Origin of the sequence: Arthrobacter sp. zg-Y769, from assembly GCF_020907405.1 — a bacterium.
Classification (GTDB): Bacteria; Actinomycetota; Actinomycetes; order Actinomycetales; family Micrococcaceae; genus Arthrobacter_B.
The window spans coordinates 108104-131606 of record NZ_JAJJOE010000008.1 but is presented as its reverse complement, the minus strand read 5'-3'; the positions used below and the strand labels follow the sequence as shown (position 1 = coordinate 131606).

The following is a 23503-nucleotide window of genomic DNA, read 5'->3' as shown; positions in this document are numbered from 1 at the left end:
ATAGTTTGCCGCCGCCGGGACCGCTGAGGCAGGCCCGGGAACGGCAGTCATGTTCCACAGGCGGCAACCGGGACCCTGCTGAACCTATTCCGCCCGGGGCGTGTTCTGTGGTGCAGCCCATATCTGTCCGGCCGCCGGATGGCTAGCATGGCGGCATGGTCCGGACTGTGTATTACGCCTCGGTTTCCCTGGACGGCTTCACCGCTGACGACGTCACCGGCCCGGAGGAAAACCGCGGGTTCCGGGTGGCCGAATCACCGGCCAACGCCGGCGCCGTCGTTATGGGAGCAGGTACTTACGGCCGGCTGCAGCGGCAGGTGGAAGAGACCGGTTCCCCCGTGTGGGACTGTCCGCCCGGCCCGGTCTGGGTTTACACCCACCACGAATTTCCCGGCATCCCCGGCGCGGACATCATGTTTGTCCGGGGTCCGGTGGATGAATTCGCGGCGGACATCTCGGACTCGGCCAACGGCGGGGACGTCTGGCTGCGCGGTGCCGGCCTGGCCGGCCAGTACCTGCACCACGGGTTGCTGGACGAACTGCGCCTGGTGGTGCATCCGGTCCTGCTGGGGCAGGGCCGTTCGCTCCTGCCCCCTGCGGCTGCACGCTCGGCGGTGCTGCTCAGCTCCCTGCCGTCCGCTGACGGCAGCGTACGGCTGTGTTACGGGATCCGCGCCGGGCGGGAGCGCTAGGCAATGCTGCCGGCCCTGCGCCTTCCGGACAGCTAATGCCGCCTGCCCTCCGCCTTCCGGACAGCTAATGCTGCCTGCCGGACCGTTAGGGCGCATCAGCTGTACGGAAGGTGGAGATTTCGGGCCGACCCCCAACGGTGCCAGCTAGCGGGACTCGCGGATCATGTTCGTAATGCGGGCCGTGGACAGCCTGCGGCCATCCTCGTCGGTCATAACCACTTCGTGGGTCGCCAGCGTATTGCCCAGGTGAAGGGCGGTGGCCGTGCCGGTGACCAGCCCGGAGGATGCGGACCGGTGGTGCGTGGCGCCGATTTCAATCCCGACCGCATGCCGCCCGGGTCCGGCATGTATTCCGGCTCCAAAGGAACCCAGGGTTTCGGCGAGGACCAGATGCGCGCCGCCGTGCAGGATGCCTGCCACCTGTTCGTTGCCCTCCACCGGCATAGTGGCAACCAGCCGCTCGGGGGACATCTCCAGGAAACGGATGCCCATCTTTACCACCAGCCGGCCGACGCCGTGGGCGGACAGCCAGTCATGCATCTCCTCCGGAACGCCGGCGTCGATCAGTTCCTGCTTGTGGGGGTTGGTATCGGCCCCGTGGCCGGCTGTGCCCGGCGTGAAAATCTCGCTCATGGCCACTAGGCTTGCACTTGTGAGTGAATCTACCAAACTGGCCGCAACCCCCCTTAGCACCAACATTACGAGCGACACGGAAGACGGCGCAGGCAGCAGCACCGGGAACGGCACTCCTGCCGGCGAAAACCAAAGCACCCCGCCTGCAGCGGCCGCTTCCCTGGGAGCCGTGAATGCCGGGGGCCACAACCGGCTGCTGGTGATTGACGGGCACTCCATGGCGTTCCGGGCCTTCTATGCGCTCCCCGCCGAGAACTTCTCCACGGACACCGGCCAGCACACCAACGCCGTCTACGGTTTCACCTCCATGCTGATCAACCTGATCAAGGAGGAGAAACCCACTCACGTTGCCGTCGCGTTTGACCTGGACACGCCTACGTTCCGATCCGAGGAATACACCGAGTACAAGGGCGGCCGAAATAAGACGCCCGAGGAGTTCCACGGGCAGATTGACCTGATCATCAAGGTCATGGAAGCCATGCGCATTCCCACCCTGTCCATGGACGGCTATGAAGCGGACGACATCCTGGCGACGCTGGCGGAAAAGGCGTCCGCCCTGAACTGGGACGTCATGGTGGTCTCGGGCGACCGGGACGCCTTCCAGCTGGTGGATGACCACGTCACCGTGTTCTACCCCAAGAAGGGTGTTTCGGACCTGCCGCGCATGGACGCCGCAGCTGTGGAAGCCAAATACCTGGTCCCCCCGGACAAATACTCCGACCTCGCCGCCCTCGTGGGCGAGAGCGCCGACAACCTGCCCGGCGTCCCGGGCGTTGGGCCCAAGACCGCTGCGAAGTGGATCAAGCTCTACGGCGGGCTCGAAGGCATCCTCGAGAACCTGGACTCCATCAAGGGCAAGGTGGGCGACTCCCTGCGCGAGAACATCGAGGACGTCAAACGGAACCGGCGCCTGAACCGGCTGCTGCGGGACCTGGACCTGCCCGTGGACCTGGAGGCCATGGCGGCCCGGCGGCCGGACCGGGAAGCCATCGAGGAACTCTTTGACGCCCTGCAGTTCAACGCGCTGCGCAAACGGCTCTTCGACGTCTACGGGGAAGATGAAGGCGAGGCCGCCGCGCACGCCGAAGTGGCCGCCCCTGAACACAGCATCATCACCGATGCCGCGGAGCTGGACGGCTGGTTCCGTGCCGCCAACCAGGCCCGCACCGCCGTGCAGCTGGTGACGGAGGGTGCCGCCGGGGCGCGCGACGTCGTCGGCATTGCCCTGGTGACGGACGCATCGGCCGCGTACGTTCCCCTGACCGAGCTCGACGCCGCCGCCGAGCAGGTACTGGCGGCCTGGCTGGCGGATCGGGATGCACCCAAGGTGGTGCACGATTTCAAGGAGGCCTACAAGGCACTGGCTGCCCGCGGCCTGCACCTGGCCGGCGAGGTCGATGACACGGCCATCTCCGGCTACCTGATCCAGCCGGACCGCCGCAGCTACGAGCTGGCGGACCTGGCGCAGTACCACCTGAAGATGAACATTGTTCCCGCGGCGGCCGCCACCAACCAGCTTGAACTGTCCCTCGGGGACGAAGACGCGGCAACACCCGCCGTGTCCAAGGCGTTTGCCGCCCTGCGGCTGAGCGAGCACTTTGCCGGCCAGCTCGTGGAGCGCGGCGCCAACCAGCTGCTCGGCGGACTGGAACTTCCGCTGTCCGAGGTCCTCGCGGAAATGGAGCTCGCCGGTATTGCGGTGTCCTCCGAGAAGCTGGACCGGCTGCTGGACGATTTCAGCGCCACCATCACCCGCGCAAGCGAGGAAGCGTTCCGGATCATCGGCAAGGAGATCAACCTCGGGTCCCCGAAGCAGCTGCAGGCCGTCCTCTTCGACGAACTCGGCCTGCCGAAGACGAAGAAGATCAAGACGGGGTACTCCACCGACGCCGATGCGCTGACGGACCTGATCGTCAAGACCGGGCATCCGTTCCTGGAACAGCTCCTCGCCTTCCGCGACGCGTCCAAGCTGCGTTCCACCGTTGAGGGGCTGCGGAAGTCCGTGGCCGACGACGGCCGCATCCACACCACGTACGCCCAGACGGTGGCCGCCACCGGACGGCTGTCCTCCGTCAACCCGAACCTGCAGAACATCCCGATCCGCTCCGAAGAGGGCCGGCGCATCCGCGAAGTGTTCGTGGTCGGTGAGGGCTACGATTCGCTGCTCACCGCGGACTACTCGCAGATCGAAATGCGGATCATGGCCCACCTCTCCGGTGACGAAGGGTTGATCTCCGCCTTCAAGGCGGGCGAGGACCTGCACCGCTTTGTCGGATCGCACGTGTTCAATGTGGCTCCCGAAGAAGTCACCAGCGCCATGCGTTCCAAGGTCAAGGCCATGTCCTACGGCCTGGTCTACGGCCTGAGTTCGTTCGGCCTGTCCAAGCAGCTGGCCATCCCGGTGGACGAAGCCCGCACCCTGATCCGCGACTACTTTGAGCGTTTCGGTGCCGTGCGAGACTACCTGCGCGGCGTCGTCGAGCAGGCACGCAAGGACGGTTTCACCTCCACCATCGAGGGCCGCCGCCGCTACCTGCCGGATCTGTCCAGCGACAACCGGCAGCTGCGCGAAATGGCGGAACGTGCCGCACTCAACGCGCCCATCCAGGGCTCCGCGGCGGACATCATCAAGAAAGCTATGCTCGGCGTTGACGCGGAACTGAAGGCACAGGGCCTGAAGTCCCGTATGCTGCTGCAGGTCCACGATGAACTGGTGCTGGAAATCGCCGCCGGGGAGCGGGATGCGGTGGAAAAGCTGGTGCGGGCACAGATGGGCTCGGCCGCGGATCTTTCCGTTCCGCTGGACGTCTCCGTGGGCGAGGGCATCAGCTGGCACGAGGCAGGGCACTAGGCGGGAGGGACCCGCAGCATAGCCACAGGGGGAACCATGGGTACGGACCAGGGCAGCGGCAGCACCACCGACGGGCTCCGGTTTGAGTCCTTCCCTGCCGGGTACGACGCCGCGGACCCGGCGAAGGCCGACGACCTCACGGCCAGATGGTTCGATGCCGTCAACCTTGGCTTCCACGAGGACCGCACCAAGGAAGAGCGGCTGCCGGCCCAGGTGGAGGGCTACCTGCGGGACGGGCGCATCCTGACCGCGGTGTACGACGGCGACCTGCCGGAGTACGCCTGGGATCCGGCCGTGCCTGTTGCCACCTACGGGACCATGGTCAATGACCTCAACGTAGGCGGGAGCGAACTGCTGCCCGCGCACCTGGTTACTGCGGTCACCGTCCGGACCACGCACCGGCGCCGGGGCATCCTGCGGCGGATGATTACCGCGGACCTCGCCCGGGCCAGGGACGCCGGCCTGGCGCTGGCCGCGCTCACGGCGTCAGAGGCAACCATTTACGGGCGGTTCGGGTTCGGAGCCGCCACCTCCACCGCCGCCGTCGAGCTGGACACCCGGGGCGGACTGGAGTTCACGGCGCCGCCCCGCGGAAGCATTGCGGTGGCGGACGCCGACAAGCTCCGCGGGCTGGTACCCGAAATCTTCCGGGCACACCTGGAGCGCACGTTCGGGGCACTCGGCCGGCAGCATGCCTATGCCATGCGTGCTGCCGGGACCTGGAGCGGGGAAAGTACGGAACCGGACCCGGCCGTGCGCAGCGTTCTCCGGTACAACGCGGACGGCGTTCCGGACGGCTATGCGGCCTATAAGTCGCTGGGCTGGCGGAACCAGCCGCACACTATGAAGGTCATCGATCTGGTGGCTGCCGGCGATGAAGCGTACCGGGAACTGTGGCGCTACCTCGGGTCCATCGACCTGGTGGACCGGCTGACCTTTTCCGAGGCCCCGGTGGAGGATCCGCTGCCGTGGATGCTTACCGATCGGCGCCGCTACAAGGTCCGGCACGTCGAAGACGTCCTGTGGCTGCGGATCCTGGATACCGCGGCAGCACTTGCTGCCAGAGGGTACTTCGGTGACGGCTCCGTGGTACTCGAGGTCGAGGATCCGATGGGACTGGCGGCGGGAACGTTCCTGCTGGAGGTACGCAGCGGCGCCGCAACCGCCCGTCCGGCCGCGGCCGGTGAACACGCGGACACGCCGCGGGCGGAAATCACTGCGGAAGGTCTTGGTTCCCTCTACCTGGGTGCCGTGAGCGCACGGACGCTGGCGGCCGCCGGGGGAGTGCGGGCTGACGAAAGTGCCCTGGCTGTCCTCGACGCACTCTTTACTGCCGGTCCGGCGCCCTACTGCAGTACGCATTTCTAACCACCTGCGTGGCGGGCGGGTATTTTTTTGCCGGAGGCGTACCCGCCCCTTTGACCTGCGTTGGCGCGTCCGGCTAGACTGATCGGGCGCGTAATAGCGCGAGTTATTACCAATCCTGTCCATCTCCGGGCAAACAAGCTGTTCGTCGCAGGCATCTACGTGCCTTCGTCATTCACTTGGGCAAGTATCTTGCCTGCGGGTAACCCCGCCGGTTAGTGGAAACCAGTCCGGAATACAAAACAACTTCCACATCGGAGTCCCAACTACATGACCATCACCACCAACGAGAAGTCCGGTACCCCGCAGGTCGCCATCAACGACATCGGTACTGCCGAGGACTTCCTCGCCGCGATTGACGCAACGATCAAGTACTTCAACGACGGCGATCTCGTCGAAGGTACCGTTGTCAAGGTTGACCGCGACGAGGTCCTGCTCGACATCGGTTACAAGACCGAGGGTGTCATCCCTTCCCGCGAGCTCTCCATCAAGCACGACGTTGATCCCGGAGACGTTGTCTCCGTCGGCGATCAGGTCGAAGCCCTGGTGCTCACCAAGGAAGACAAAGAAGGCCGTCTGATCCTCTCCAAGAAGCGTGCTCAGTACGAGCGTGCCTGGGGCGACATCGAGAAGGTCAAGGAAGAAGACGGCGTCGTTACCGGTACCGTCATCGAGGTTGTCAAGGGTGGTCTTATCCTCGACATCGGGCTGCGCGGCTTCCTGCCGGCATCCCTCGTGGAGATGCGTCGCGTCCGCGACCTGGCTCCGTACATCGGTCAGCAGATCGAAGCCAAGATCATCGAGCTGGACAAGAACCGCAACAACGTTGTTCTGTCCCGCCGTGCCTGGCTCGAGCAGACCCAGTCCGAGGTTCGTTCCACGTTCCTCAACAAGCTGGAAAAGGGCCAGGTTCGTCCGGGCGTTGTTTCCTCCATCGTCAACTTCGGTGCCTTCGTGGACCTTGGCGGCGTAGACGGTCTCGTCCACGTTTCCGAGCTGTCCTGGAAGCACATCGACCACCCCTCCGAGGTCGTTGAAGTTGGCCAGGAAGTCACCGTTGAGGTTCTGGAAGTTGACCTTGACCGCGAGCGTGTCTCCCTGTCGCTGAAGGCTACGCAGGAAGATCCGTGGCAGACCTTCGCCCGCACCCACGCCCTCGGCCAGGTTGTTCCGGGTAAGGTCACCAAGCTGGTTCCGTTCGGTGCGTTCGTTCGCGTCGAAGACGGCATCGAAGGCCTGGTCCACATCTCCGAACTGGCTGTCCGCCACGTGGAGCTCGCCGAGCAGGTTGTCTCCGTTGGTGACGAACTGTTCGTCAAGGTCATCGACATCGACCTCGAGCGTCGCCGGATCTCGCTGTCCCTCAAGCAGGCCAACGAGGGCGTCGATCCCGAGGGCACCGAGTTCGATCCGGCTCTGTACGGCATGGCCGCAGAGTACGACGAAGCCGGCAACTACAAGTACCCGGAGGGCTTCGACCCCGAGTCGAACGAATGGCTCGAAGGCTACGAGACCCAGCGCGCAGCTTGGGAGCAGCAGTACGCTGACGCCCAGGCCCGTTGGGAAGCCCACAAGAAGCAGGTCGCCCAGCACAACTCCGAGGACATTGCTGCTGCTTCGGAATCCACCGATTCCGGCACCACCAGCTACTCCTCCGAGCCGGCCGTTGCCGAGACGGGTGCCGGCACGCTGGCTTCCGACGAAGCCCTGGCTGCACTGCGCGAGAAGCTCACGGGAAACTAATTCCCACTGGTTCCGCTGTTCGGTAAGCCGGACCGCGTAACTGACTAAAGCGGGCCTCCACTTCGGTGGGGGCCCGCTTTTGCGTGCCGGAAGGGCCGGGTCATGGTCCTCCGCGAGGGTTCGCTTTGCTTCCGGGCGTGTCCGGGTGCGGACCGGCGGGCGGCCACTCTAGGGTAGGGCCGGAGAACGGTTTTTGATGGCGATCAGGGGGAGATCATGGCGGAACAAGGGGACAGACCGGAGCAGGGGGCGTTTGTGCCGCAGCAGCAGCCTTATCCATACCCGCAAGAGCCTTATGCGCGGCAGCCTTTCCCGCAAACGCCTTACGGCCGTCCGGCGAAGGCCAGATCCGGTGCTGAGTTTGCTGCCCTGATGACCGCCTCGGTGCTCACCGGCTTCGCTGGTATCTATGGCGGGCTGGTGGCATTCGTTGTTTTTATCGGTCTCGGCATGACGCAGAACTCCAGCTATGAACCGGGGGAGGAGGAGCGGTACACGGTTATGGCCCTGCTTCTGTGCCCGGGACCGTTCGTGGCCCTGGGCCTCGCGTGGGTCGGCTATGCCGTGCTCCGCCGGATGAAGCATAAGACGGCAGCCAGGTATTGGTTCGCCGGGGTCCTGCTCGTCTGGTTCGCTACATTCCTGCTGTGGCTGGGTCCGGAACTGGCGTTCCCCATGTCGGATTCGGCATGAGGAACGCCGCGTCCGAACAGCGGCCGGGGTGAACAGGGGAACCCGGAGCTGAAGGGCGCAGGAAGGATGCCGGACATCCGGGGACGTGCCTAGGCCGAGTCCCGCAGCACCAGGGAAGTGGGCAGCCGGTAGACCCGTGCTGCCGGCTTGCCTTCGATGAGTTCCACAAGCAGCTCCGCCATCTTTTCGCCCAGGGCGGCGATGGGATGGTGGATGGTGGTCAGGGCCGGGCTAACGCTCGTGGCGTAGTAGTCGTCGTCAAAGCCGACGACGGCTATATCCTCCGGAATCCTCAGCCCCTTCTCCTTGATGACCGAGTACGCTCCGGCCGCCATCTGGTCATTGGCCGCAAAGACCCCGTCGAGGGGCTTGCCCCGTTCGAGCAGGCGCCTCATGGCCGCAGCCCCGGAGGTCACGGTGAAGTCCCCGATTTCCACCAGGGCGTCATCGAGTCCGCCGGCTGCCAGTGCGGCCCGCCAGCCGGCCAGGCGGTCCACGCCCGGGGGCATGTCCTGGGGTCCGGCGATCGTGGCAATATGACGCCTGCCGCCCTCCACGAGGCGGGCTGCGGCTGCCAGGGCGCCTTCCTCGTTGTCCACCTCCACGTAGTAGCTCTCCCCGGCGTTCACCAGCGGCCGGCCGGCGAACACGACCGGCAGCGAGTGCGTCAGGCTGGCCCAGGAGTGGTCCCCGCTGTGGTGGGAAACCACGAGGACGCCGTCCACGTTGCCGCCCATCAGGTACCTGCGGGTCTTCTCCGGGTCCGACTCCGAGGAGGTCACAATGTTGAGCATGTAGTCGGTGGTGTTCAGGTACCGGGTGACCCCTTCAACCACGGTGGCGAAGAACGGATCGGCGAACACCTTGGACGTGGACTCCGGAACCAGCAGCGTCACTGTATGGGTTCGCCTGCTGGCCAGGGTCCGGGCTGCCCGGTTGGGCACGTAGTTCAACGTGCGGACGGCTTCCTCGACTGATTCGGCCAGATGCGGAGCAACCGATTGGGCACCGTTGACTACCCGTGACACTGTGGCACGGGAAACGCCCGCAAGGGCGGCAACCATTTCGAGGGTGGGGGCCGGCCTGCTACCGGGCTCAGCACTCATGTTCTCTCCCTGTACTGAATTCGGTTCCGCTCGGCGGAAATTCCGGTCCGGCCCCCAGTTTACGGCCCACTCAGACAACCGGTGCGGTTTCTGCTGCCTCGAGGTGGCGCGTCCCGGTGGTCCGGGTTTCGGAGATCAACCGGCTGTAGGCATGGCCGCTGTCCTTGATGGTCCGTTCCTGGGTGTCGTAGTCCACCCGGACAATTCCGAAGCGCCTGCTGTATCCCCAGGACCATTCGAAGTTGTCCATCAGCGACCACACGAAGTACCCGCGGACGTCGGCACCGGCGTCGATTGCCTGTCCTACCGCATTGATGTGGTCCAGGATGAACCGGGTGCGTTCGGCATCCGGCACGCTCCCGTCCGCACTGAGGACGTCGTCGTAGGCAGCGCCGTTCTCGGTGATATACAGCGGGGGCAACGCCGGGTACTCCTCGCCCAAACGCAGCAGCAGAGTACGCAGCCCGTCGGGGTTGACCTCCCAGTCCATGGCGGTGCGGGGCAGGCCCCGGCTCGGGAACGTGATGTGTTCGGCGCCGATCCAGGGGGAGGCCACGGGCCGCCCGGAGCCGCCGGAATGGCCGTCGGCGCCGCTGGTGTCCGGGTGTCCGCTGATCTGGTCATCGTGGTAGTGGTTCACTCCCAGGAAATCGATCGGGGTCCCGATGATCTCCAGGTCGCCCGGACGGATGGCCTCGGCCAGGCCGAACGGCTCCAGGTCCTTCAGTGAATCCTCCGGATAGGCGCCCCGCAGGATGGGGTCGAGGAAGATACGGTTCTGCAGGGAGTCAAAAAGCCGTGCCGCTTCCAGGTCCACCGGGTCGGAGGCATCCCGCGGGATGGAGTTGCTGAGGTTCAGCGTGATGCCGAGCTGCTGGGCACCGCGGGAACGGAGTTCGTTGACAGCCATGCCGTGGGCGAGGTGCTGATGGTGGACCGCTGCGATGGCCGCGCGGGGTTCCTGCCGGCCCGGAGCGTGTACCCCGGACCCGTACCCCAGCAGGGACGAGCAGAACGGTTCGTTGAAGGTGGTCCAGTGCTGCACCCGGTCCCCAAGGGCCGAGTAGACATCATTGGCGTACTCAACAAAGCGGTACGCGGTGTCCCGGTTCGCCCAGCCGCCCTTCTCTTCCAGGGCCTGCGGCAGGTCCCAGTGGTAGAGGGTGAGCCAGGGCAGGATCCCGGCGCCCAGGAGTTCATCCACCAGGCGGGAGTAGAAGTCCAGCCCCGCACTGCTGGTGCCGCGGTCTCCCGGCCGCACCCGTGCCCAGCTGGTGGAGAAGCGGTAGGAGTCCAGGCCAAGGTCCTTCATCAGGGCGACGTCGGCGGGCATGCGGTGGTAATGGTCCACTGCGACTGCCGGGGTGTCGAGATTCTTCACGTTTCCGGGGGTCCGGGCGAACGTGTCCCACACGGAGTCTTCCTTGCCGTCCTCCCATGCGGCTCCTTCGACCTGGGCCGCCGCCGTGGCGGATCCCCAGATAAAGCCCGCTGGAAAATTCCTTGGCTCCGTGGCGTTGTTCGTCATTAACCCTTCACTGCTCCCTGCATGATTCCGGAAATAAGTTGTTTGCCTGCCACCGCGAAAAGGATGAGCAGGGGAATGGTTGCCAGCACGGCGCCTGTCAGGACCACCGCGTAGTCGGTATACCGGTTGGACTGCAGCTGGCTTAGTGCGGTCTGGAGGGTGGGGTTGCCGGCGTCGAGTACAAGCATCGGCCACAGGAAGTCCGTCCACGCAGACATAAACGTGAACAGGCTGAGGATGGCCATTGCCGGCCTCGCCGCGGGCAGGGCCACATGCCAGAACGTCTTGATCATGTTGGCGCCGTCCATCCGGGCGGATTCGATCAGTTCGTCCGGAATGACGTCCACCAGGTACTGGCGCATAAAGAACACGCCGAAGGCCGTCACGAGCGTCGGGATGATGACGGCGCCGATATCCCCTGTCCAGCCGTAGTGCCGCATAACCATAAACAGGGGAATGATTCCGAGCTGGGTCGGAATGGCCATGGTTGCCACCACTGCGACCATCAGCCCGTTGTTCCCGCGGAAACGCAGCTTCGCGAAGGCGTATCCCGCCAAAGTGGAGAACATCACCACGGAAACAGTGATGATGGTCGAGATCAGGATGCTGTTCCACAACGCCGTCCAGAACGGAATGGTGTCGATAACCTCGGCAACGTTGGTCCAGAAATTTCCGCCGGGCAGCAACGGAGGCCAGGTAAGGCTCAGCGCTTCATTGGACCGGCTGCCCACCACTGCGGACCACCACAACGGGTAGGCGGACCCGATGAAGAAAGCGAGCAGCAGGCCGTAGGTCAGGTAGCCGGGGCGAAGGCCGTTCCCCAGGATCCGGTGCCGCAGCGCCGGGCGGCGGCGCGGAGCCCGCGGTTCGGTCCTAGGCGCGGTTTTTTGTTCGACGATACTCACTTTTGCTTCCCTTCAGCTGCCGGCCGGCGGCGCTGCCGTTTGCCGTCGGATGACGCTATCCGCCTGGACAGGGCCAGATTGAGGACTCCGAAAAGAATGATGATGAGGAACAGCAGCCAGGCAATGGCCGATGCCGCTCCGAAGTCCTGCCGTTGGAAGGCCATCTCCCACAGGTACAGGACGGTGGTCTGGAACTGGCGCTCCGGGCCGCCGGCATACGTGGGATCGAAGAGGCGCGGCTCGGTGAAGATCTGCAGGCCGCCGATCGTGGAGGTGATGACTACGAAGATCATCGTTGGGCGGATGCTCGGCAGGGTGATGCTGAAGAAACGCCGGACGGCGCCCGCTCCGTCGATGGCTGCGGATTCGTAGATATCGCGCGGCACTGCCTGCATGGCGGCCAGGAGGATCAGCGCGTTGTAGCCGGTCCACCGCCAGTTGACCATGGATGCCACCGCCACGTGGCTGGGGAAGGTTTCGGTCCGCCACATGATCGGATCAATGCCGAAGTTGCTCAGGACACTGTTGAAGAGGCCATGCTGCTCGTTGAACATGTAGGTGAAAATCAGGGCTACGGCAACCGGCGTGACAACGTAGGGGATGAGCACGCTCATGCGCCAGAATGTCTTGCCCCGGATGTTCTGGTCCAGGACCGCCGCTATCACCAGGGCGCCCGCCAGCTGCGGAATCGCTGAGAGCAGGAAGATGCTCATCGTATTGAAAAGCGAGTTCCAGAAGAAGCGGTCGGCGAGGACCTCGGTGAAGTTCCCCAGTCCGATAAAGTCGCCCTGGCCCTTCAGGAGGTGCCAGTCGTACAGCGAAACGTAGAACGTGTAGACCAGGGGAAACAGGCCCACCAGCGCGAAGAGTATGAAAAACGGCGAAATGTACAGGTAGGGAGAGGCTTTGACGTCCCAGACGTTCAGGCGCTGCCTAAACGTGGGTTTGATTTTCTGCGGCGGCGCGGCGGGCGCGGGCGGCTTTATGGTTACGGTCATATCGATTCTCACAGTCCGTCAGGGGGCCTCCGGATCCCCGGAGGCCCCGCTGGCTGCTAGTCCTTGACGACCAGCTCATTCAGCAGCTGAACCGCTTCGTTCCAGGCGCCCTCGCCGTCGACCTTGCCCGAATCAAGCTGGGTCAGTGCCACGCCGAAGACCTTTTCCTGGATTACCGAATCGTCCGGGCCCTTGAACTGGGCAACCACGCCTTCGGCCCGGGATGCCAGGATGGCTCCGGTGGGGGCGTTGTTGAACATCGGATTGGGAGTTGCGTCCTCCGCCAGCTGCTTCTGTGCATCAATGGTGCTGGGGAAGTTGTTGGCTGCGGCAGACTGCTTCACCTGCTGCTCGGGGGCGGTCAGCCACGCAGCGAGTTTCGCCGCTTCTTCCTTGTGCTCGGAGGTTTCCGGGACCGCGAGGAACGCTCCGCCCCAGTTGGAGGCGCCGCCGGGGAAGACGTCTGCGAAGTCCCAGCCCGAGTCCGCGCCGCCGCCGGCCGATTCGAGCTGTTCCTGGATGGTGCCCAGCATCCAGCCCGGGCACACGAAGGTGGCGAAGGAACCGTCGGTGAACGCCTTGCCGGTTCCCCAGTCCCACTTGGTTTCGTTGGCGGAAAGCCCTGCCTCGGTTCCGGCAGCAAGCTGCATGAACTGTTCCTTCATGGCGTCGTTGCCTTCGATGTTCAAGTCACCGTCGGCGGTGTAGTACCCCTCCTTCATCTGGTTCACCATGGAGTTCCAGACGAATCCGGACTGGTCGTACCAGGCCTCTCCGGTCTTCTCGTGGTACTGCTTTCCGAGTTCGAAGTAGGTGTCCCAGGTTGCGTTGTCGCCGCCGAAGAGCTCGGCGACTGCTTCACGGTCGCTGGGCATGCCGGCTGCCTCGAAAAGCTTGCCGTTGTAGCACAGGCCCTGCGGTCCGATGTCGGTGCCGTAGCCAATGACGCGGCCGTTGGCGTCGGTGCCCTGCTTGAACTTCCAGTCGACCCAGCGGTCCTGGATATCGTCTGCGCCGTACTCTTTCAGGTCCACGAACTGGTCTGAAACGTCCATGACGGCGCCGAGCCAGCCTTCCTCCAGTGCCACCACGTCGCTGACGCCGGAACCGGCCGCGAGCTTGGTGAAGAGGTCCGTCTGTGCATTGGCGCCGCGGTCAATGTTGTTGGCCTTGATATCGATGCCGGGGTTGGCTTCTTCGTATTCGGCGTACAGATCGTCGTATCCGAAGGTTCCGAAGGTAGTGACGGTCAGCTCGAGGGGATTGTCTTCACTGGCAGCTTCGCTGTCGCCGCCGCCGCAGCCTACGGCCAGCAGCGCCACTACGGCGGCACCTGCAATCGCCGCCGCGGGATGTCGGAAATTCTTCACGGTCACTCCTTTGTGTGTGGGTAAAGCGGGTAATAATCCCGGGCAGTGGACCGTGGCCGTTATGGTGCTCTGGGGCGGAGATCCGATGGAGGGGACTTGGATTTAATGCTGGAACAGGCCAGACGCCCAGCCGGATCGGATTCCGCAACCGAGAGAGCGCTCTCTTGACTTGAACCACAGCCTAGGAGTGATGTGCATCACTGTCAAGAGAGCGCTCTCTGGACGTATTTCACGCGGCGGAGCGAGTCGCCGGGCCCTCATCTGCGCCAGCGGTGCGGGTTCTGCGCACCGGGCGGCTTAGCGCCGGGTGCTGACCGTGACCGTGAACTTCGGGTTGCGTGCCACTTCACGGGTCGGTCCGACCAGCCTCGTCAGAGCGGGCTTGTATAACAGGTGGCTGTTCCAGACGGTCCACAGTTCCCCGCCGGGAGCCAGGACACGCCCGGCATCGGCGAAGAGCTTCAGGGCGATGCCCGCATGTACCGCGGCTCCGATATGGAACGGCGGGTTGAGGACCACCAGTTCTTCGGAGCTGTCCGGAAGCGGATCCAGGGCATCCGCCCGGGTGACGACGGCGCGGTCCGCCACGCCGTTCGCAGCCAGGGTCAGGGCGGCGGACGCGGCGGCAGCGGCCGACTGGTCCGTGGCCAGGACCCGGAGGTCCGGACGGGTAAGCGCGAGGTACGCGGCTATGGTGCCGGTCCCGCAGCCAAGGTCCACGGCACGGCGTGCCAGACGGGCTTCGGCCAAATAGGGCAGCAGGAACCGGGTTCCGGGGTCCAGCGCTGCTCCGCCGAACGCTGCACCGTAGGCCCGGAGCTCCAGCGGCTGCGCCAGCCCGACGTCGTGCTGCTGGGACACCGGGAAGGCCGGCTCCGGGAGCTGCCCGGGCGGAAGCGGCGAACGGGCGGTCAGGACCCGGGATTTCTGCCGGCCCAGCCCGGCGGTCACGGCGCCGAAGTAACGGGCCAGGACCTCGTTCATGGCCGTAGTCATGTGCTTGACCCGTCCGCCGGCGTACACCGTGACGTCCGGTGCGGCGGAGGCTGCGATCAGGGCGGCTATCTCTTCCAGGGCTGCCAGTGAGCGCGGGAGCCGCAGCAGGACCACGCGGGCCCCCTCCACGAGCGGTGCTGCAAGGGGCTGGTGGGTGAAGACGCCGGGCAGCCCCAGGTCTGAGGCGTTTGCATCCAGCGCCTGTTCACCGCTCAGCGGATCCTGGTGCACACGGATGCCGCGCAGTCCGTGGCGGGCCGCCGCGCCGAGCGTCAAGGCACCGTAGGAATCTCCGATCACGGTGATGCCGGGACGCGCGGGCTCCGATGCCGCGGCCGAAAGGTCCGCTGCGGCCGTGTCGAGCAGGAGGGCGTCGGCAGCGTCCCAGGCCTGGAGGTTGGGTGCCTCGACGTCGGGGCGGCGGCGCAGGCGGGAAAACTCGAAGCCGGTCCGGCCCGGGGCGGGGTCAGTCAAGGTCGATCCATTCTGTTCCAAGGGGGACCGGCTCGGAGGCTCCGGCGGTCAGGGAGGCGAGCCGTGCATGGAAGGCGCCCAGCGCCTCGGGGGTATCCGGCAGTGCCACCCTGATGGCGGCACCGGCGGCCGAATAGTCCGTGCCCAGCACGCTCACGCCCGCTGTCCGGAGGTCGTTTTCCAACCGCCCCGCCGCGGAGTGCCCGGCCGGAATGCCGTAGAGCTGCATCCGGCGGCGCCGCAGCAGGGGAGCGGCGGCGAGGGCAGAGGAGACGGACTCGGAGTAGGCACGGACCAATCCGCCTGCACCCAGCAGGATGCCGCCGAAGTAGCGCACAGTCACGGCGGTGATGTCGCTCAGATCGGTGGCTCCGTTGAAGGTCTCCCGCTTGGTGAGTGCCTCCAGCATCGGAATGCCGGCAGTGCCGGAAGGTTCACCGTCGTCGCTGGAGCGCTGGACTTCGCGCCCCGGTCCCAGCACGAAGGCACTGCAGTGGTGCCGGGCGTCATGGAATTCGCGGCGCAGGTCCGCCACGAGGCTGCGGGCCTGTTCCTCGGTTTCCGTGCGGCGGAGCACGGTAATGAAACGTGAGCGTTTTATTTCCAGTTCGGTGCGGTGCTCTCCGGCGATGGTGGTGTAGCGCCCGGCCGCCGCGTCGATGTCACTCACCCTTCCAGTCTAGTCGGCGCATCCGGACGTCCCGCGGACCGGCCGGGGGCGGCGGTAGGGTGGGGGCATGCTCAAGGTTGGACTCACCGGCGGGATCGCCGCCGGAAAATCCCTGGTCGCCCTGACGCTCGTGGACTGCGGCGCGGTGCTGGTGGACGCCGATGCCCTGGCCCGGGAGGTGGTGGAGCCGGGCACGCCGGGGCTGGCCGCCGTCGTCCAGGCATTCGGCCCGGACATCCTGGCCGCGGACGGTTCCCTGGACCGTCCGGCGCTGGCCGCCGTGGTCTTCGGCAATGAGGAGCGCCGTGCCGTGCTGAACGGCATCATCCATCCATTGGTCCGGGCCCGTGCGGCGCAGCTGGCCGCCGAGGTGCCGGAGGACGGCATCCTTGTGCAGGACATCCCGCTGCTGGTGGAAACCGGCCAGGCCGGGAACTTCGATTTTGTCCTCGTGGTCGAGGCGCCCGAGGAGGTACGCCTGGAACGCATGGTCCGGGACCGGGGAATGGAGCTGGACGCAGCACAGTCACGGATCGCCGCGCAGGCCACCGCCGAACAGCGGGCCGAAGCGGCCGACGTCGTCCTGCACAACACCGGTACGCCGCAGGAACTCGCGGCCGCGGTACGCAGACTCTGGGAGACCAGGCTGGTGCCGCTGAACGAGGCCCGCATCCGGGCGGCAGAGTAGGAAGGACCCGCATCCACCGGTTATTCCCCGTTCAGCCCCTAGCAAAGCGGACCGCGGCTGTCCGCATAGCGGAGTAGTTTTATAGGCATGAGTCTTGCGCAGGACATCAAGAGAGTAGTGGCACCGTTTGAGGTCATCAGTGACTACAAGCCCGCCGGTGACCAGCCCACCGCCATCAAGGAACTGGCCGAGCGGATCAACGCCGGCGAGAAGGACGTTGTCCTCCTGGGCGCCACCGGTACCGGTAAGAGCGCGACGGCGGCCTGGCTGGTGGAGCAGGTGCAGCGGCCCACGCTGGTAATGGTGCAGAACAAGACCCTGGCCGCCCAGCTCGCGAACGAATTCCGGGAGCTGCTGCCCAACAACGCGGTGGAGTATTTCGTCTCCTACTACGACTACTACCAGCCCGAGGCCTACGTCCCGCAGACGGACACCTTCATCGAAAAGGACTCCTCCATCAACGAGGAAGTCGAACGCCTGCGCCACTCGGCCACCAACGCCCTGCTGACGCGCCGTGACGTGATTGTGGTGGCGACCGTGTCCTGCATCTACGGCCTGGGTACGCCGGAAGAGTACATCGAAGCAATGGTCACGCTGCGCCGCGGCCAGCAGATGAACCGTGACGACCTGCTGCGCCGGTTCGTCGCCATGCAGTACGTCCGCAATGACATGGACTTCCACCGCGGCACCTTCCGCGTGCGCGGGGACACCGTGGAAATCATTCCGATGTACGAAGAGAACGCCATCCGCGTTGAATTCTTCGGCGACGAGATCGAGAACATCTACACCCTGCATCCGCTGACCGGCGACGTCATCCATGAAGAGAACGAAATGTACGTCTTCCCGGCGTCGCACTACGTGGCCGGCGAGGACCGGATGCACCGTGCCATCCGCCAGATCGAGGATGAGCTGCAGGTGCGGCTGAAGGAACTTGAATCCCAGAACAAGCTGGTGGAAGCGCAGCGGCTGCGGATGCGCACCACCTATGACCTGGAAATGATGCAGCAGATGGGCTTCTGCAACGGCATCGAGAACTACTCGCGGCACATCGACGGCCGCGGCCCCGGCACGGCCCCGCACTGCCTGCTGGATTATTTCCCGGACGACTTCCTGCTGGTGGTGGACGAATCCCACGTCACCATTCCGCAGATCGGCGCCATGTACGAAGGCGACATGTCCCGCAAGCGCACCCTGGTGGACCACGGCTTCCGGCTGCCCTCGGCCATGGACAACCGCCCGCTCAAATGGGACGAATTCCTGGAACGGATCGGCCAGACGGTGTACATGTCCGCGACGCCGGGCAAGTACGAACTGTCCAAGTCGGACGGCTACGTGGAGCAGATTATCCGTCCCACCGGCCTGGTGGATCCGCAGGTGGTGGTGAAGCCCAGCAAGGGACAGATCGACGACCTCCTCGGCGAGATCCGCACCCGCACCGAGCGGGACGAACGCGTCCTGGTCACCACGCTGACCAAGCGCATGGCGGAAGACCTGACCGGCTACCTGCTGGAACACGGGATCAAGGTGGAGTACCTGCACTCCGACGTCGACACCCTGCGCCGGGTGGAGCTGCTCCGCGAGCTGCGGATGGGCACCTTCGATGTGCTGGTCGGCATTAACCTGCTGCGGGAGGGCCTTGACCTTCCCGAGGTGTCGCTGGTCAGCATCCTCGACGCCGACAAGGAGGGCTTCCTCCGCTCGTCCACGTCACTGATCCAGACCATCGGCCGTGCCGCCCGTAACGTCTCGGGCGAGGTGCACATGTACGCGGACCGGATCACCGATTCCATGGCCAAAGCCATCGACGAAACCAACCGCCGGCGCGAGATCCAGGTCGCGTACAACAAGAAGCACGGCGTGGACCCCCAGCCGCTGCGGAAGAAAATCGCGGACATCACCGACCAGCTGGCCCGCGAAGACGCCGATACCAAGGCCCTGCTGGAGGAAGCCGCAAAGAAAAAGACGAAGGGCAAGGGCAAGGGTGTCCGGAAGGACGGCCTGGCGGCTGCTCCGGCCGAAGACCTCACCACGCTCATCGCCTCCATGACCGAGCAGATGCACGCTGCTGCGGCCGAGCTGCAGTTCGAGCTCGCGGCCCGGCTCCGCGACGAGGTGGGGGACCTGAAGAAGGAACTGCGGCAGATGCAGTCCGCCGGGCACGCCTAGGCCGGCGCTGCCCGGTAAATCTTCGGGGCTTCGGCACGCAATTTCAGTCATCGGAAAGAGCGCGCTTATGGTTGTGACTGAGCCGGGAGGAACCGCCCCCCGAATGAACCCGGGGGAGGCAGGGCAGCAACGTGGCTGACGCTGACGGTTCACAACCACTCCAAATGAAGCGGACCCTGGTTTTCGATTTCGATACCGTGGAGCAAAAGAACACTTTCCGTTCATTGGTCTCCGATGAGGCACTCTTTGACGACCCGGAAGCTCCGGCTGCACCGGAAACCCGGGTGTCTTTTGCGGGCATGCTGCGCGCAGCCGACCTCCTGAGCCGGGAGATCCTCCTGTTGGATGTGCAGCTCCTCGACGGCGCCTTCTTCCTGGACCGGGGACCCGACGCTGTGCGGACGCTTCTCGCGCGCACCGGTTCATTCGATCAGACGTTCTCCGTGGTAGCGCGGAAACCGTCCCTGGAAGAGAGCCTGCGCTTCCTCCTTCTGGGCCCGGACCCGTTGAGTCCGGTTCTGGCGGAATTCGAGTTCTCTTCGCTGGCGATGTTCTGGGAAGCTCCGCGGCCGTTGGGAGCAGCCCTTCACGCCAGAAGCAGTGCCCGGCTTCGCAGCTGTGCCGTGTCCGAGGTTGCGCGGACGGTGGCGGCCGAGCTGCAGGCTGCCTGGGAGGGCCTCGGCGCAGACCAGCATGTCCCGGTTCCCACGGGACCTTTTGCCCGGCTCGCCCAGGCCTGGGAAGCGTGGTTTTCCGAGGCCGCGGCAGGCCGGATACGTGTCCGTGAAAGGACGCGGGAAGCATTCGACCTGATGGGGGCGTTGTCCCGCCGGGCTGCTGTCGTGCGGGAGGTCCGCGCTACGGACCCCGCGGCCGACGCAGCCGTGCAGTTCCTGTCCGAAACCGTGGTCCGTACTACAGCATTGTCCTATCTTGATGCACACGGGGATCAACTGGACGGCAACGTGAGCCTCCTGCAGGACTGGTGGATGGGCGCGTATTTCGATGCCCTGGCCGAGCAGCACGAGACCAACTGGCTTCGGTTCCGCGAGGACACCGCCATGGAGGATACGCAGCGCCGCGGACGGGACCTGGCCGGGGGTGAGGCCATCCAGTTCCAGGGGAGCCTGGTGGCTACGCTCCACGATATGCCGCCGCAGGTCTACGCAGTCCTGCGCCATCAGGCCCGGTCCGCCATCCACGACTGGCAGACCCGTCCCAGCCAGAAAACCTCGGACGGGCTTGCCTATGCCGTCGCCAGGTCCAATGCGGCGGTCAGCCTGTGGGAGGACCGGAAAGCGATGTGGATGAGGATTGCGCTTACGGTCCTCCCGGCCGTCGTCGGCACCTTGACGGCCGGCTTTTTCTCCAACCTGCTCGCCGGCGTCGGTTCAGCCATTGCGACTGTTGTCCTGGGTGTTCCCCTGGTGGAGTTTGCCGAGTTGCACGCAACGCGAAAGAAGAAAATGAGAGCACATATCCACTTCCCGGCAGTCCCGCGGTGATGCCGGTGCCTTTACCGGGTCAGCGGCTGGTTTATGCGTGGCCCGGACCGCCAAGCCTTGAACTTTGGACGGAAGAGGTCACCCGCAACGGAAGATCCTGGCTGCAGCACCGGCTTGTTGCGGAACACGGGACGCCCGGCGTGGTGATTGTCGCCGTCGCCGACGGCCACTTTGCCATGGTGGAGCACTTCAGGCCTGCAGCCGGGCGCAGCTTTCTGGAGTTTCCGCGGGGGTTCGGAAGCCCTGCCGGCCCCGGAACGGACCAGGAGCCGGCCCTCCATGACGCAGGACGTGAGCTGGAGGAGGAAACCGGGCTGCAGGGGACCCGCTTCCGGGTACTGGGCTCCGTCTGGGCAGACAGCTCGCTTTTGCAGGGCCATGCCGTGGTTGTCGGGGCCGCTGTGGCCAGGTCCGCGAAACCGCTCGCGCGTGACGGCGAAATAGATAAGTTCCGCTGGGTCCCCGTGGAGAGCTTCCCGGACCTGATGGCGGCAGGGGAGATAGCCGACGGACTGACGTTGTCCGCCTACGCGTTCTGGACGGCGGCTGGACCGCCGGCTGGCAGCACCTAAGGCCAGGAGTGTCAGAGGCGGCCGCTAAGGTGTGGATATGTTCTCTCCGCCACCTACGCCGCCGCCTACCCTGCCATCGGAGGCGGCTGCGGCTGCTCCGGCCGGCAGTGCGCCCTGGTGGGAGATCCTCGCCGCCCTGGGCCCGCTGGCCGTCCTGCTCGCCGGTGCCCTGACCTTCTTCGTGGGCTGGAAGACACTGGAGCAGCGCCGGAAGGCGGATCAGCGGTCGGAGTGGTGGACCCGTGCCCAGTGGGCCATCGAGGCCTCCCTGTCGGATGATCCCCGGCGGCAGGAAACGGGACTGGGTGTCCTGGACCTGCTGGCCCAGAGCGACCTGGCCGGAACCGAGGAAGCGGCGATCCTCAGCATCGCGTGGGCGCGCCCCCTGACGGCGATAGTGGACTCGAACGGCGATATGAGCCAGAATGAAAGCATCACGAGCGCACCCGGAACGGAGGAGGCTGACGATGACAACAGCAGCACTGCCGCTGGTACGCGGTTCTAAGACCCCCGCCGATCAGGCTGAACGTGATCGGGACCGCGAACGGGTACAGATCCGGGCCGCACGGCTCCGCCTCACTACCGACCGCAAGCTCGGCAAGCCCACCCCGGAATGGGTCCGGAAACTGGCTGACCGTCCGCTCTAGCGGCCCCGGGACACCACAGAAACAAACACAGACTCACGCAGCAGGTCCCCGGCAAACTGAACTGCCGGGGACCTGCTGTTGTCTGTTTTGTCTATGGGGCCTATCCGCCCCCGCCACGGACCATGCCCAGCAGGCGGTTCAAGATCGCTTCGCCGTCGTCGGCAATGCCGTCGTGGTGGAAGTCAGCGCTTTCCCAGACCTGCAGTCCCTTGACGGATGCCGCCGTCTCCAGCGACAGGTCCCGGTCCACGTAAATGTCATCCGTGTAGACGGCGGCGGCCACGGGCACGGTGTTGCGTGCCAGCTGCGCAGTGTCGTACAGGGGACCCCAGTCGGATTTGCTGGCCAGCAGCTCGGCCGTTTCCCGAAGCGGGAGCAGCGCCGGGTCCTCCTCGAAGTACCAGGGGTAGACCATCTCACCGGTGTACAGCGGTTCTGGCGCCGTGGGTTCGAACTCGGGGAAGGACTCCAGCACGCGCTCCGCAGCCCAGTTGGTGGCCTCGCCCTGCCCGTAGATGGACTCGTGCATCAGCGCGTACAGCGGATTCGCCGCCCGGCTGACCAGCCCGTGGACTGTTTCCAGGAAGGTATCGGAGAGGCGTTCGCCGTCGGGGGCGGGAACGAAGGCTTCCCGCAGCAGGTAATGCAGGCCGTCTATCCGGGTGTTGCCGCCCAGGTAGGAGCCGGCCATCTGGAAGCGCCGCACACTCAGGCGCTCCCCGGACGGCAGGAACTCCGGGACCTCAGACAGGTGCCGGGCAATCCGCGTGGTGGTCTCCCGGTCTTCCGGGTAGCGCTGGAAGTACTCCGCGTTGCGTGCGGCCACGCGCCGGAAGGTTGCCTCGTAGACCCGGTCCGCGGGACCCGTCAGGGGTGCCAGGCCGCCGGTGATGAGGCATTCGCGCAGTCCCTCGGGGGCGAAGGACAGGTAGGTCAGGGTGCAGAAGCCGCCGTAGCTCTGCCCGTAAGTGCTCCAGGGTCCGGAACCGAGCGCCTGCCGTATCAGTTCGGCGTCGGCGACGATGGAATCGGCCCGGAAATGGGTGAGGTACTCCGCCTGCGCCGGGGCGTCCCCGCGCAGCGGCAGGGTCTGCCGGTCCGCCGGAGTGGAGAGCCCGGTGCCGCGCTGGTCCAGCATCAGGATGCGGAAGTGCTTTGCCGCTGCCTTCGTCCAGCCGCCGAACTGCAGCAGCCGGCTGCCCTTGCCGCCCGGCCCGCCCTGCAGGTACAGCAGCCACGGCAGCTCCCGCGCTTCGGCGAATTCGGCGTCGACGTATTCGCGGGCAAAGACGGTGATGGTCTCACCGTCCGGAACCGCGTGGTCCAGCGGCACCGTAAACCAGTGGTCCGTCACGTTCATCCCGCGCACCGGGTACGTGCGCGACGCCGTGTGCGGAACGGGTGCCGTCACTCCGCCGCCCCGGGACTGCCGAAGGAGGCCAGCGCGTCCCCGGTGAGCCGGAAGGTGGTCCAGTCGTCCTGCGGGACGGCACCCAGGGATTTGTAGAAGCCGATGGAGGGCTCGTTCCAGTTCAGCACGCACCACTCGACGCGGGCGTAGCCTCGCTCGACGGCGGTTTCCGCCAGTGTGCGCAGCAGCGCCTTCCCGATGCCCCTGGCCCGCGCTTCGGGCCGCACGTAGAGGTCTTCGAGGTAGATGCCGTGCACGCCCTCCCAGGTGGAGTAGTTCAGGAACCAGAGAGCGAAGCCCTGCACCGTGCCCCGGTCAACCGCCACATGGGCGAAGATGGCCGGATGCTCGCCGAAGAGGTTCGCTTCCAGTGCCTGGACGGTGTTCTTCACCGCGTGCGGCTCTTTTTCGTAGATGGCCAGGTCATGGATCAGCTCGAGGATGACGGGGACGTCTTCCCGGCGTGCGGGACGGATCTGCATGGGTTCCA

The 23503-nt window shown here is 65.5% G+C and carries 21 protein-coding genes; 11 read left to right on the top strand and 10 right to left on the bottom strand.

The window, feature by feature from the left end:
• The first annotated feature begins 155 nt into the window (after window positions 1-155).
• The gene (locus LOC60_RS07230) at window positions 156-692 is read left to right on the top strand and encodes a dihydrofolate reductase family protein (RefSeq protein ID WP_230024056.1); all 537 of its coding nucleotides are present in this window, start codon (window positions 156-158) and stop codon (window positions 690-692) included.
• A gap of 144 nt (window positions 693-836) precedes the next feature.
• Here the strand turns inward: LOC60_RS07230 and LOC60_RS07225 are convergent, their stop codons facing one another.
• Window positions 837-1325: a PaaI family thioesterase gene (locus LOC60_RS07225; RefSeq protein ID WP_230024053.1), complete on the bottom strand. Its 489-nt coding sequence runs from the start codon at window positions 1323-1325 to the stop codon at window positions 837-839.
• 217 nt (window positions 1326-1542) lie between these two features.
• On the opposite strand from LOC60_RS07225, the gene polA reads away from it, so the two are divergent.
• From polA to LOC60_RS07205, 4 genes are all read left to right on the top strand, one after another.
• Entirely contained in the window at window positions 1543-4176 is a 2634-nt protein-coding gene (gene polA / locus LOC60_RS07220; protein WP_230024482.1) for a DNA polymerase I, read from the top strand.
• A gap of 36 nt (window positions 4177-4212) precedes the next feature.
• On the top strand, window positions 4213-5544 hold the full coding sequence (locus LOC60_RS07215; RefSeq protein WP_230024051.1) for a GNAT family N-acetyltransferase: 1332 nt from the start codon (window positions 4213-4215) through the stop codon (window positions 5542-5544).
• 267 nt (window positions 5545-5811) lie between these two features.
• Window positions 5812-7284, top strand: a complete 1473-nt coding sequence (gene rpsA / locus LOC60_RS07210; protein WP_227921792.1) for a 30S ribosomal protein S1 — start codon at window positions 5812-5814, stop codon at window positions 7282-7284.
• Between the two features lie 372 nt (window positions 7285-7656).
• On the top strand, window positions 7657-7977 hold the full coding sequence (locus tag LOC60_RS07205; RefSeq protein WP_230024049.1) for a hypothetical protein: 321 nt from the start codon (window positions 7657-7659) through the stop codon (window positions 7975-7977).
• Window positions 7978-8066: 89 nt separating this feature from the next.
• Here LOC60_RS07205 and LOC60_RS07200 read toward each other — a convergent pair whose 3' ends face one another.
• The 7 genes from LOC60_RS07200 to LOC60_RS07170 all read right to left on the bottom strand — a co-directional run bounded on the left by LOC60_RS07200 (window position 8067) and on the right by LOC60_RS07170 (window position 16024).
• Window positions 8067-9083, bottom strand: coding sequence for a LacI family DNA-binding transcriptional regulator (locus LOC60_RS07200; protein WP_230024046.1), 1017 nt, complete (start codon window positions 9081-9083; stop codon window positions 8067-8069).
• 70 nt (window positions 9084-9153) lie between these two features.
• Window positions 9154-10611: a GH1 family beta-glucosidase gene (locus LOC60_RS07195; RefSeq protein ID WP_230024043.1), complete on the bottom strand. Its 1458-nt coding sequence runs from the start codon at window positions 10609-10611 to the stop codon at window positions 9154-9156.
• The gene (locus tag LOC60_RS07190; RefSeq protein ID WP_442860396.1) at window positions 10611-11516 is read right to left on the bottom strand and encodes a carbohydrate ABC transporter permease; all 906 of its coding nucleotides are present in this window, start codon (window positions 11514-11516) and stop codon (window positions 10611-10613) included. The genes LOC60_RS07195 and LOC60_RS07190 overlap by 1 nt, the downstream gene beginning before the upstream one ends.
• Window positions 11513-12514: a carbohydrate ABC transporter permease gene (locus tag LOC60_RS07185; protein ID WP_230024041.1), complete on the bottom strand. Its 1002-nt coding sequence runs from the start codon at window positions 12512-12514 to the stop codon at window positions 11513-11515. The genes LOC60_RS07190 and LOC60_RS07185 overlap by 4 nt, the downstream gene beginning before the upstream one ends.
• A 56-nt stretch (window positions 12515-12570) precedes the next feature.
• Window positions 12571-13884 (bottom strand): ABC transporter substrate-binding protein, encoded by a 1314-nt coding sequence (locus LOC60_RS07180; protein ID WP_230024039.1) that lies wholly within the window; start codon window positions 13882-13884, stop codon window positions 12571-12573.
• Between the two features lie 297 nt (window positions 13885-14181).
• Entirely contained in the window at window positions 14182-15354 is a 1173-nt protein-coding gene (locus tag LOC60_RS07175) for a class I SAM-dependent methyltransferase (protein ID WP_230024037.1), read from the bottom strand.
• Window positions 15347-16024, bottom strand: coding sequence for an IMPACT family protein (locus LOC60_RS07170; protein WP_230024035.1), 678 nt, complete (start codon window positions 16022-16024; stop codon window positions 15347-15349). The genes LOC60_RS07175 and LOC60_RS07170 overlap by 8 nt, the downstream gene beginning before the upstream one ends.
• Window positions 16025-16091: 67 nt before the next feature.
• Between LOC60_RS07170 and coaE the strand changes: the two genes are divergently transcribed.
• The 6 genes from coaE (at window position 16092) to LOC60_RS07140 (ending at window position 21602) form a co-directional block, all read left to right on the top strand.
• The gene (gene coaE, locus LOC60_RS07165; protein WP_230024033.1) at window positions 16092-16712 is read left to right on the top strand and encodes a dephospho-CoA kinase; all 621 of its coding nucleotides are present in this window, start codon (window positions 16092-16094) and stop codon (window positions 16710-16712) included.
• 87 nt (window positions 16713-16799) lie between these two features.
• Window positions 16800-18878 carry an excinuclease ABC subunit UvrB gene (gene uvrB / locus LOC60_RS07160; RefSeq protein ID WP_230024031.1) on the top strand — a complete coding sequence of 693 codons (2079 nt, stop codon included), beginning with the start codon at window positions 16800-16802 and terminating at the stop codon, window positions 18876-18878.
• 164 nt (window positions 18879-19042) lie between these two features.
• A complete protein-coding gene (locus LOC60_RS07155; RefSeq protein ID WP_230024029.1) occupies window positions 19043-20383 on the top strand; it encodes a hypothetical protein in 1341 nt (446 codons plus the stop codon).
• 5 nt (window positions 20384-20388) lie between these two features.
• Window positions 20389-20955, top strand: a complete 567-nt coding sequence (locus LOC60_RS07150) for an NUDIX hydrolase (RefSeq protein WP_230024027.1) — start codon at window positions 20389-20391, stop codon at window positions 20953-20955.
• Window positions 20956-20992: 37 nt separating this feature from the next.
• Entirely contained in the window at window positions 20993-21460 is a 468-nt protein-coding gene (locus LOC60_RS07145; protein ID WP_230024025.1) for a hypothetical protein, read from the top strand.
• Entirely contained in the window at window positions 21423-21602 is a 180-nt protein-coding gene (locus LOC60_RS07140) for a hypothetical protein (RefSeq protein WP_230024023.1), read from the top strand. Before LOC60_RS07145 ends, LOC60_RS07140 begins: the two co-directional genes overlap by 38 nt.
• A 100-nt stretch (window positions 21603-21702) precedes the next feature.
• Here the strand turns inward: LOC60_RS07140 and LOC60_RS07135 are convergent, their stop codons facing one another.
• Both LOC60_RS07135 and LOC60_RS07130 read right to left on the bottom strand, forming a co-directional pair.
• Window positions 21703-22962, bottom strand: a complete 1260-nt coding sequence (locus LOC60_RS07135) for an alpha/beta fold hydrolase (RefSeq protein WP_230024480.1) — start codon at window positions 22960-22962, stop codon at window positions 21703-21705.
• 47 nt (window positions 22963-23009) lie between these two features.
• Complete coding sequence (locus LOC60_RS07130) at window positions 23010-23495, bottom strand: GNAT family N-acetyltransferase (protein WP_230024021.1); 486 nt, start codon at window positions 23493-23495, stop codon at window positions 23010-23012.
• Window positions 23496-23503 lie beyond the last annotated feature (8 nt).

Coding starts and splice junctions, on each gene's coding strand:
- LOC60_RS07205 (WP_230024049.1), top strand. CDS start 7,657: ATGACCGCCTCGGTGCTCACCGGCTTCGCTGGTATCTATGGCGGGCTG.
- LOC60_RS07230 (WP_230024056.1), top strand. CDS start 156: ATGGTCCGGACTGTGTATTACGCCTCGGTTTCCCTGGACGGCTTCACC.
- LOC60_RS07130 (WP_230024021.1), bottom strand. CDS start 23,495: ATGCAGATCCGTCCCGCACGCCGGGAAGACGTCCCCGTCATCCTCGAG.
- LOC60_RS07215 (WP_230024051.1), top strand. CDS start 4,213: ATGGGTACGGACCAGGGCAGCGGCAGCACCACCGACGGGCTCCGGTTT.
- LOC60_RS07200 (WP_230024046.1), bottom strand. CDS start 9,083: ATGAGTGCTGAGCCCGGTAGCAGGCCGGCCCCCACCCTCGAAATGGTT.
- LOC60_RS07140 (WP_230024023.1), top strand. CDS start 21,423: ATGACAACAGCAGCACTGCCGCTGGTACGCGGTTCTAAGACCCCCGCC.
- LOC60_RS07225 (WP_230024053.1), bottom strand. CDS start 1,325: ATGAGCGAGATTTTCACGCCGGGCACAGCCGGCCACGGGGCCGATACC.
- LOC60_RS07145 (WP_230024025.1), top strand. CDS start 20,993: ATGTTCTCTCCGCCACCTACGCCGCCGCCTACCCTGCCATCGGAGGCG.
- LOC60_RS07155 (WP_230024029.1), top strand. CDS start 19,043: ATGAAGCGGACCCTGGTTTTCGATTTCGATACCGTGGAGCAAAAGAAC.
- LOC60_RS07195 (WP_230024043.1), bottom strand. CDS start 10,611: ATGACGAACAACGCCACGGAGCCAAGGAATTTTCCAGCGGGCTTTATC.
- LOC60_RS07135 (WP_230024480.1), bottom strand. CDS start 22,962: ATGAACGTGACGGACCACTGGTTTACGGTGCCGCTGGACCACGCGGTT.
- LOC60_RS07185 (WP_230024041.1), bottom strand. CDS start 12,514: ATGACCGTAACCATAAAGCCGCCCGCGCCCGCCGCGCCGCCGCAGAAA.
- coaE (WP_230024033.1), top strand. CDS start 16,092: ATGCTCAAGGTTGGACTCACCGGCGGGATCGCCGCCGGAAAATCCCTG.
- rpsA (WP_227921792.1), top strand. CDS start 5,812: ATGACCATCACCACCAACGAGAAGTCCGGTACCCCGCAGGTCGCCATC.
- polA (WP_230024482.1), top strand. CDS start 1,543: ATGGCGTTCCGGGCCTTCTATGCGCTCCCCGCCGAGAACTTCTCCACG.
- uvrB (WP_230024031.1), top strand. CDS start 16,800: ATGAGTCTTGCGCAGGACATCAAGAGAGTAGTGGCACCGTTTGAGGTC.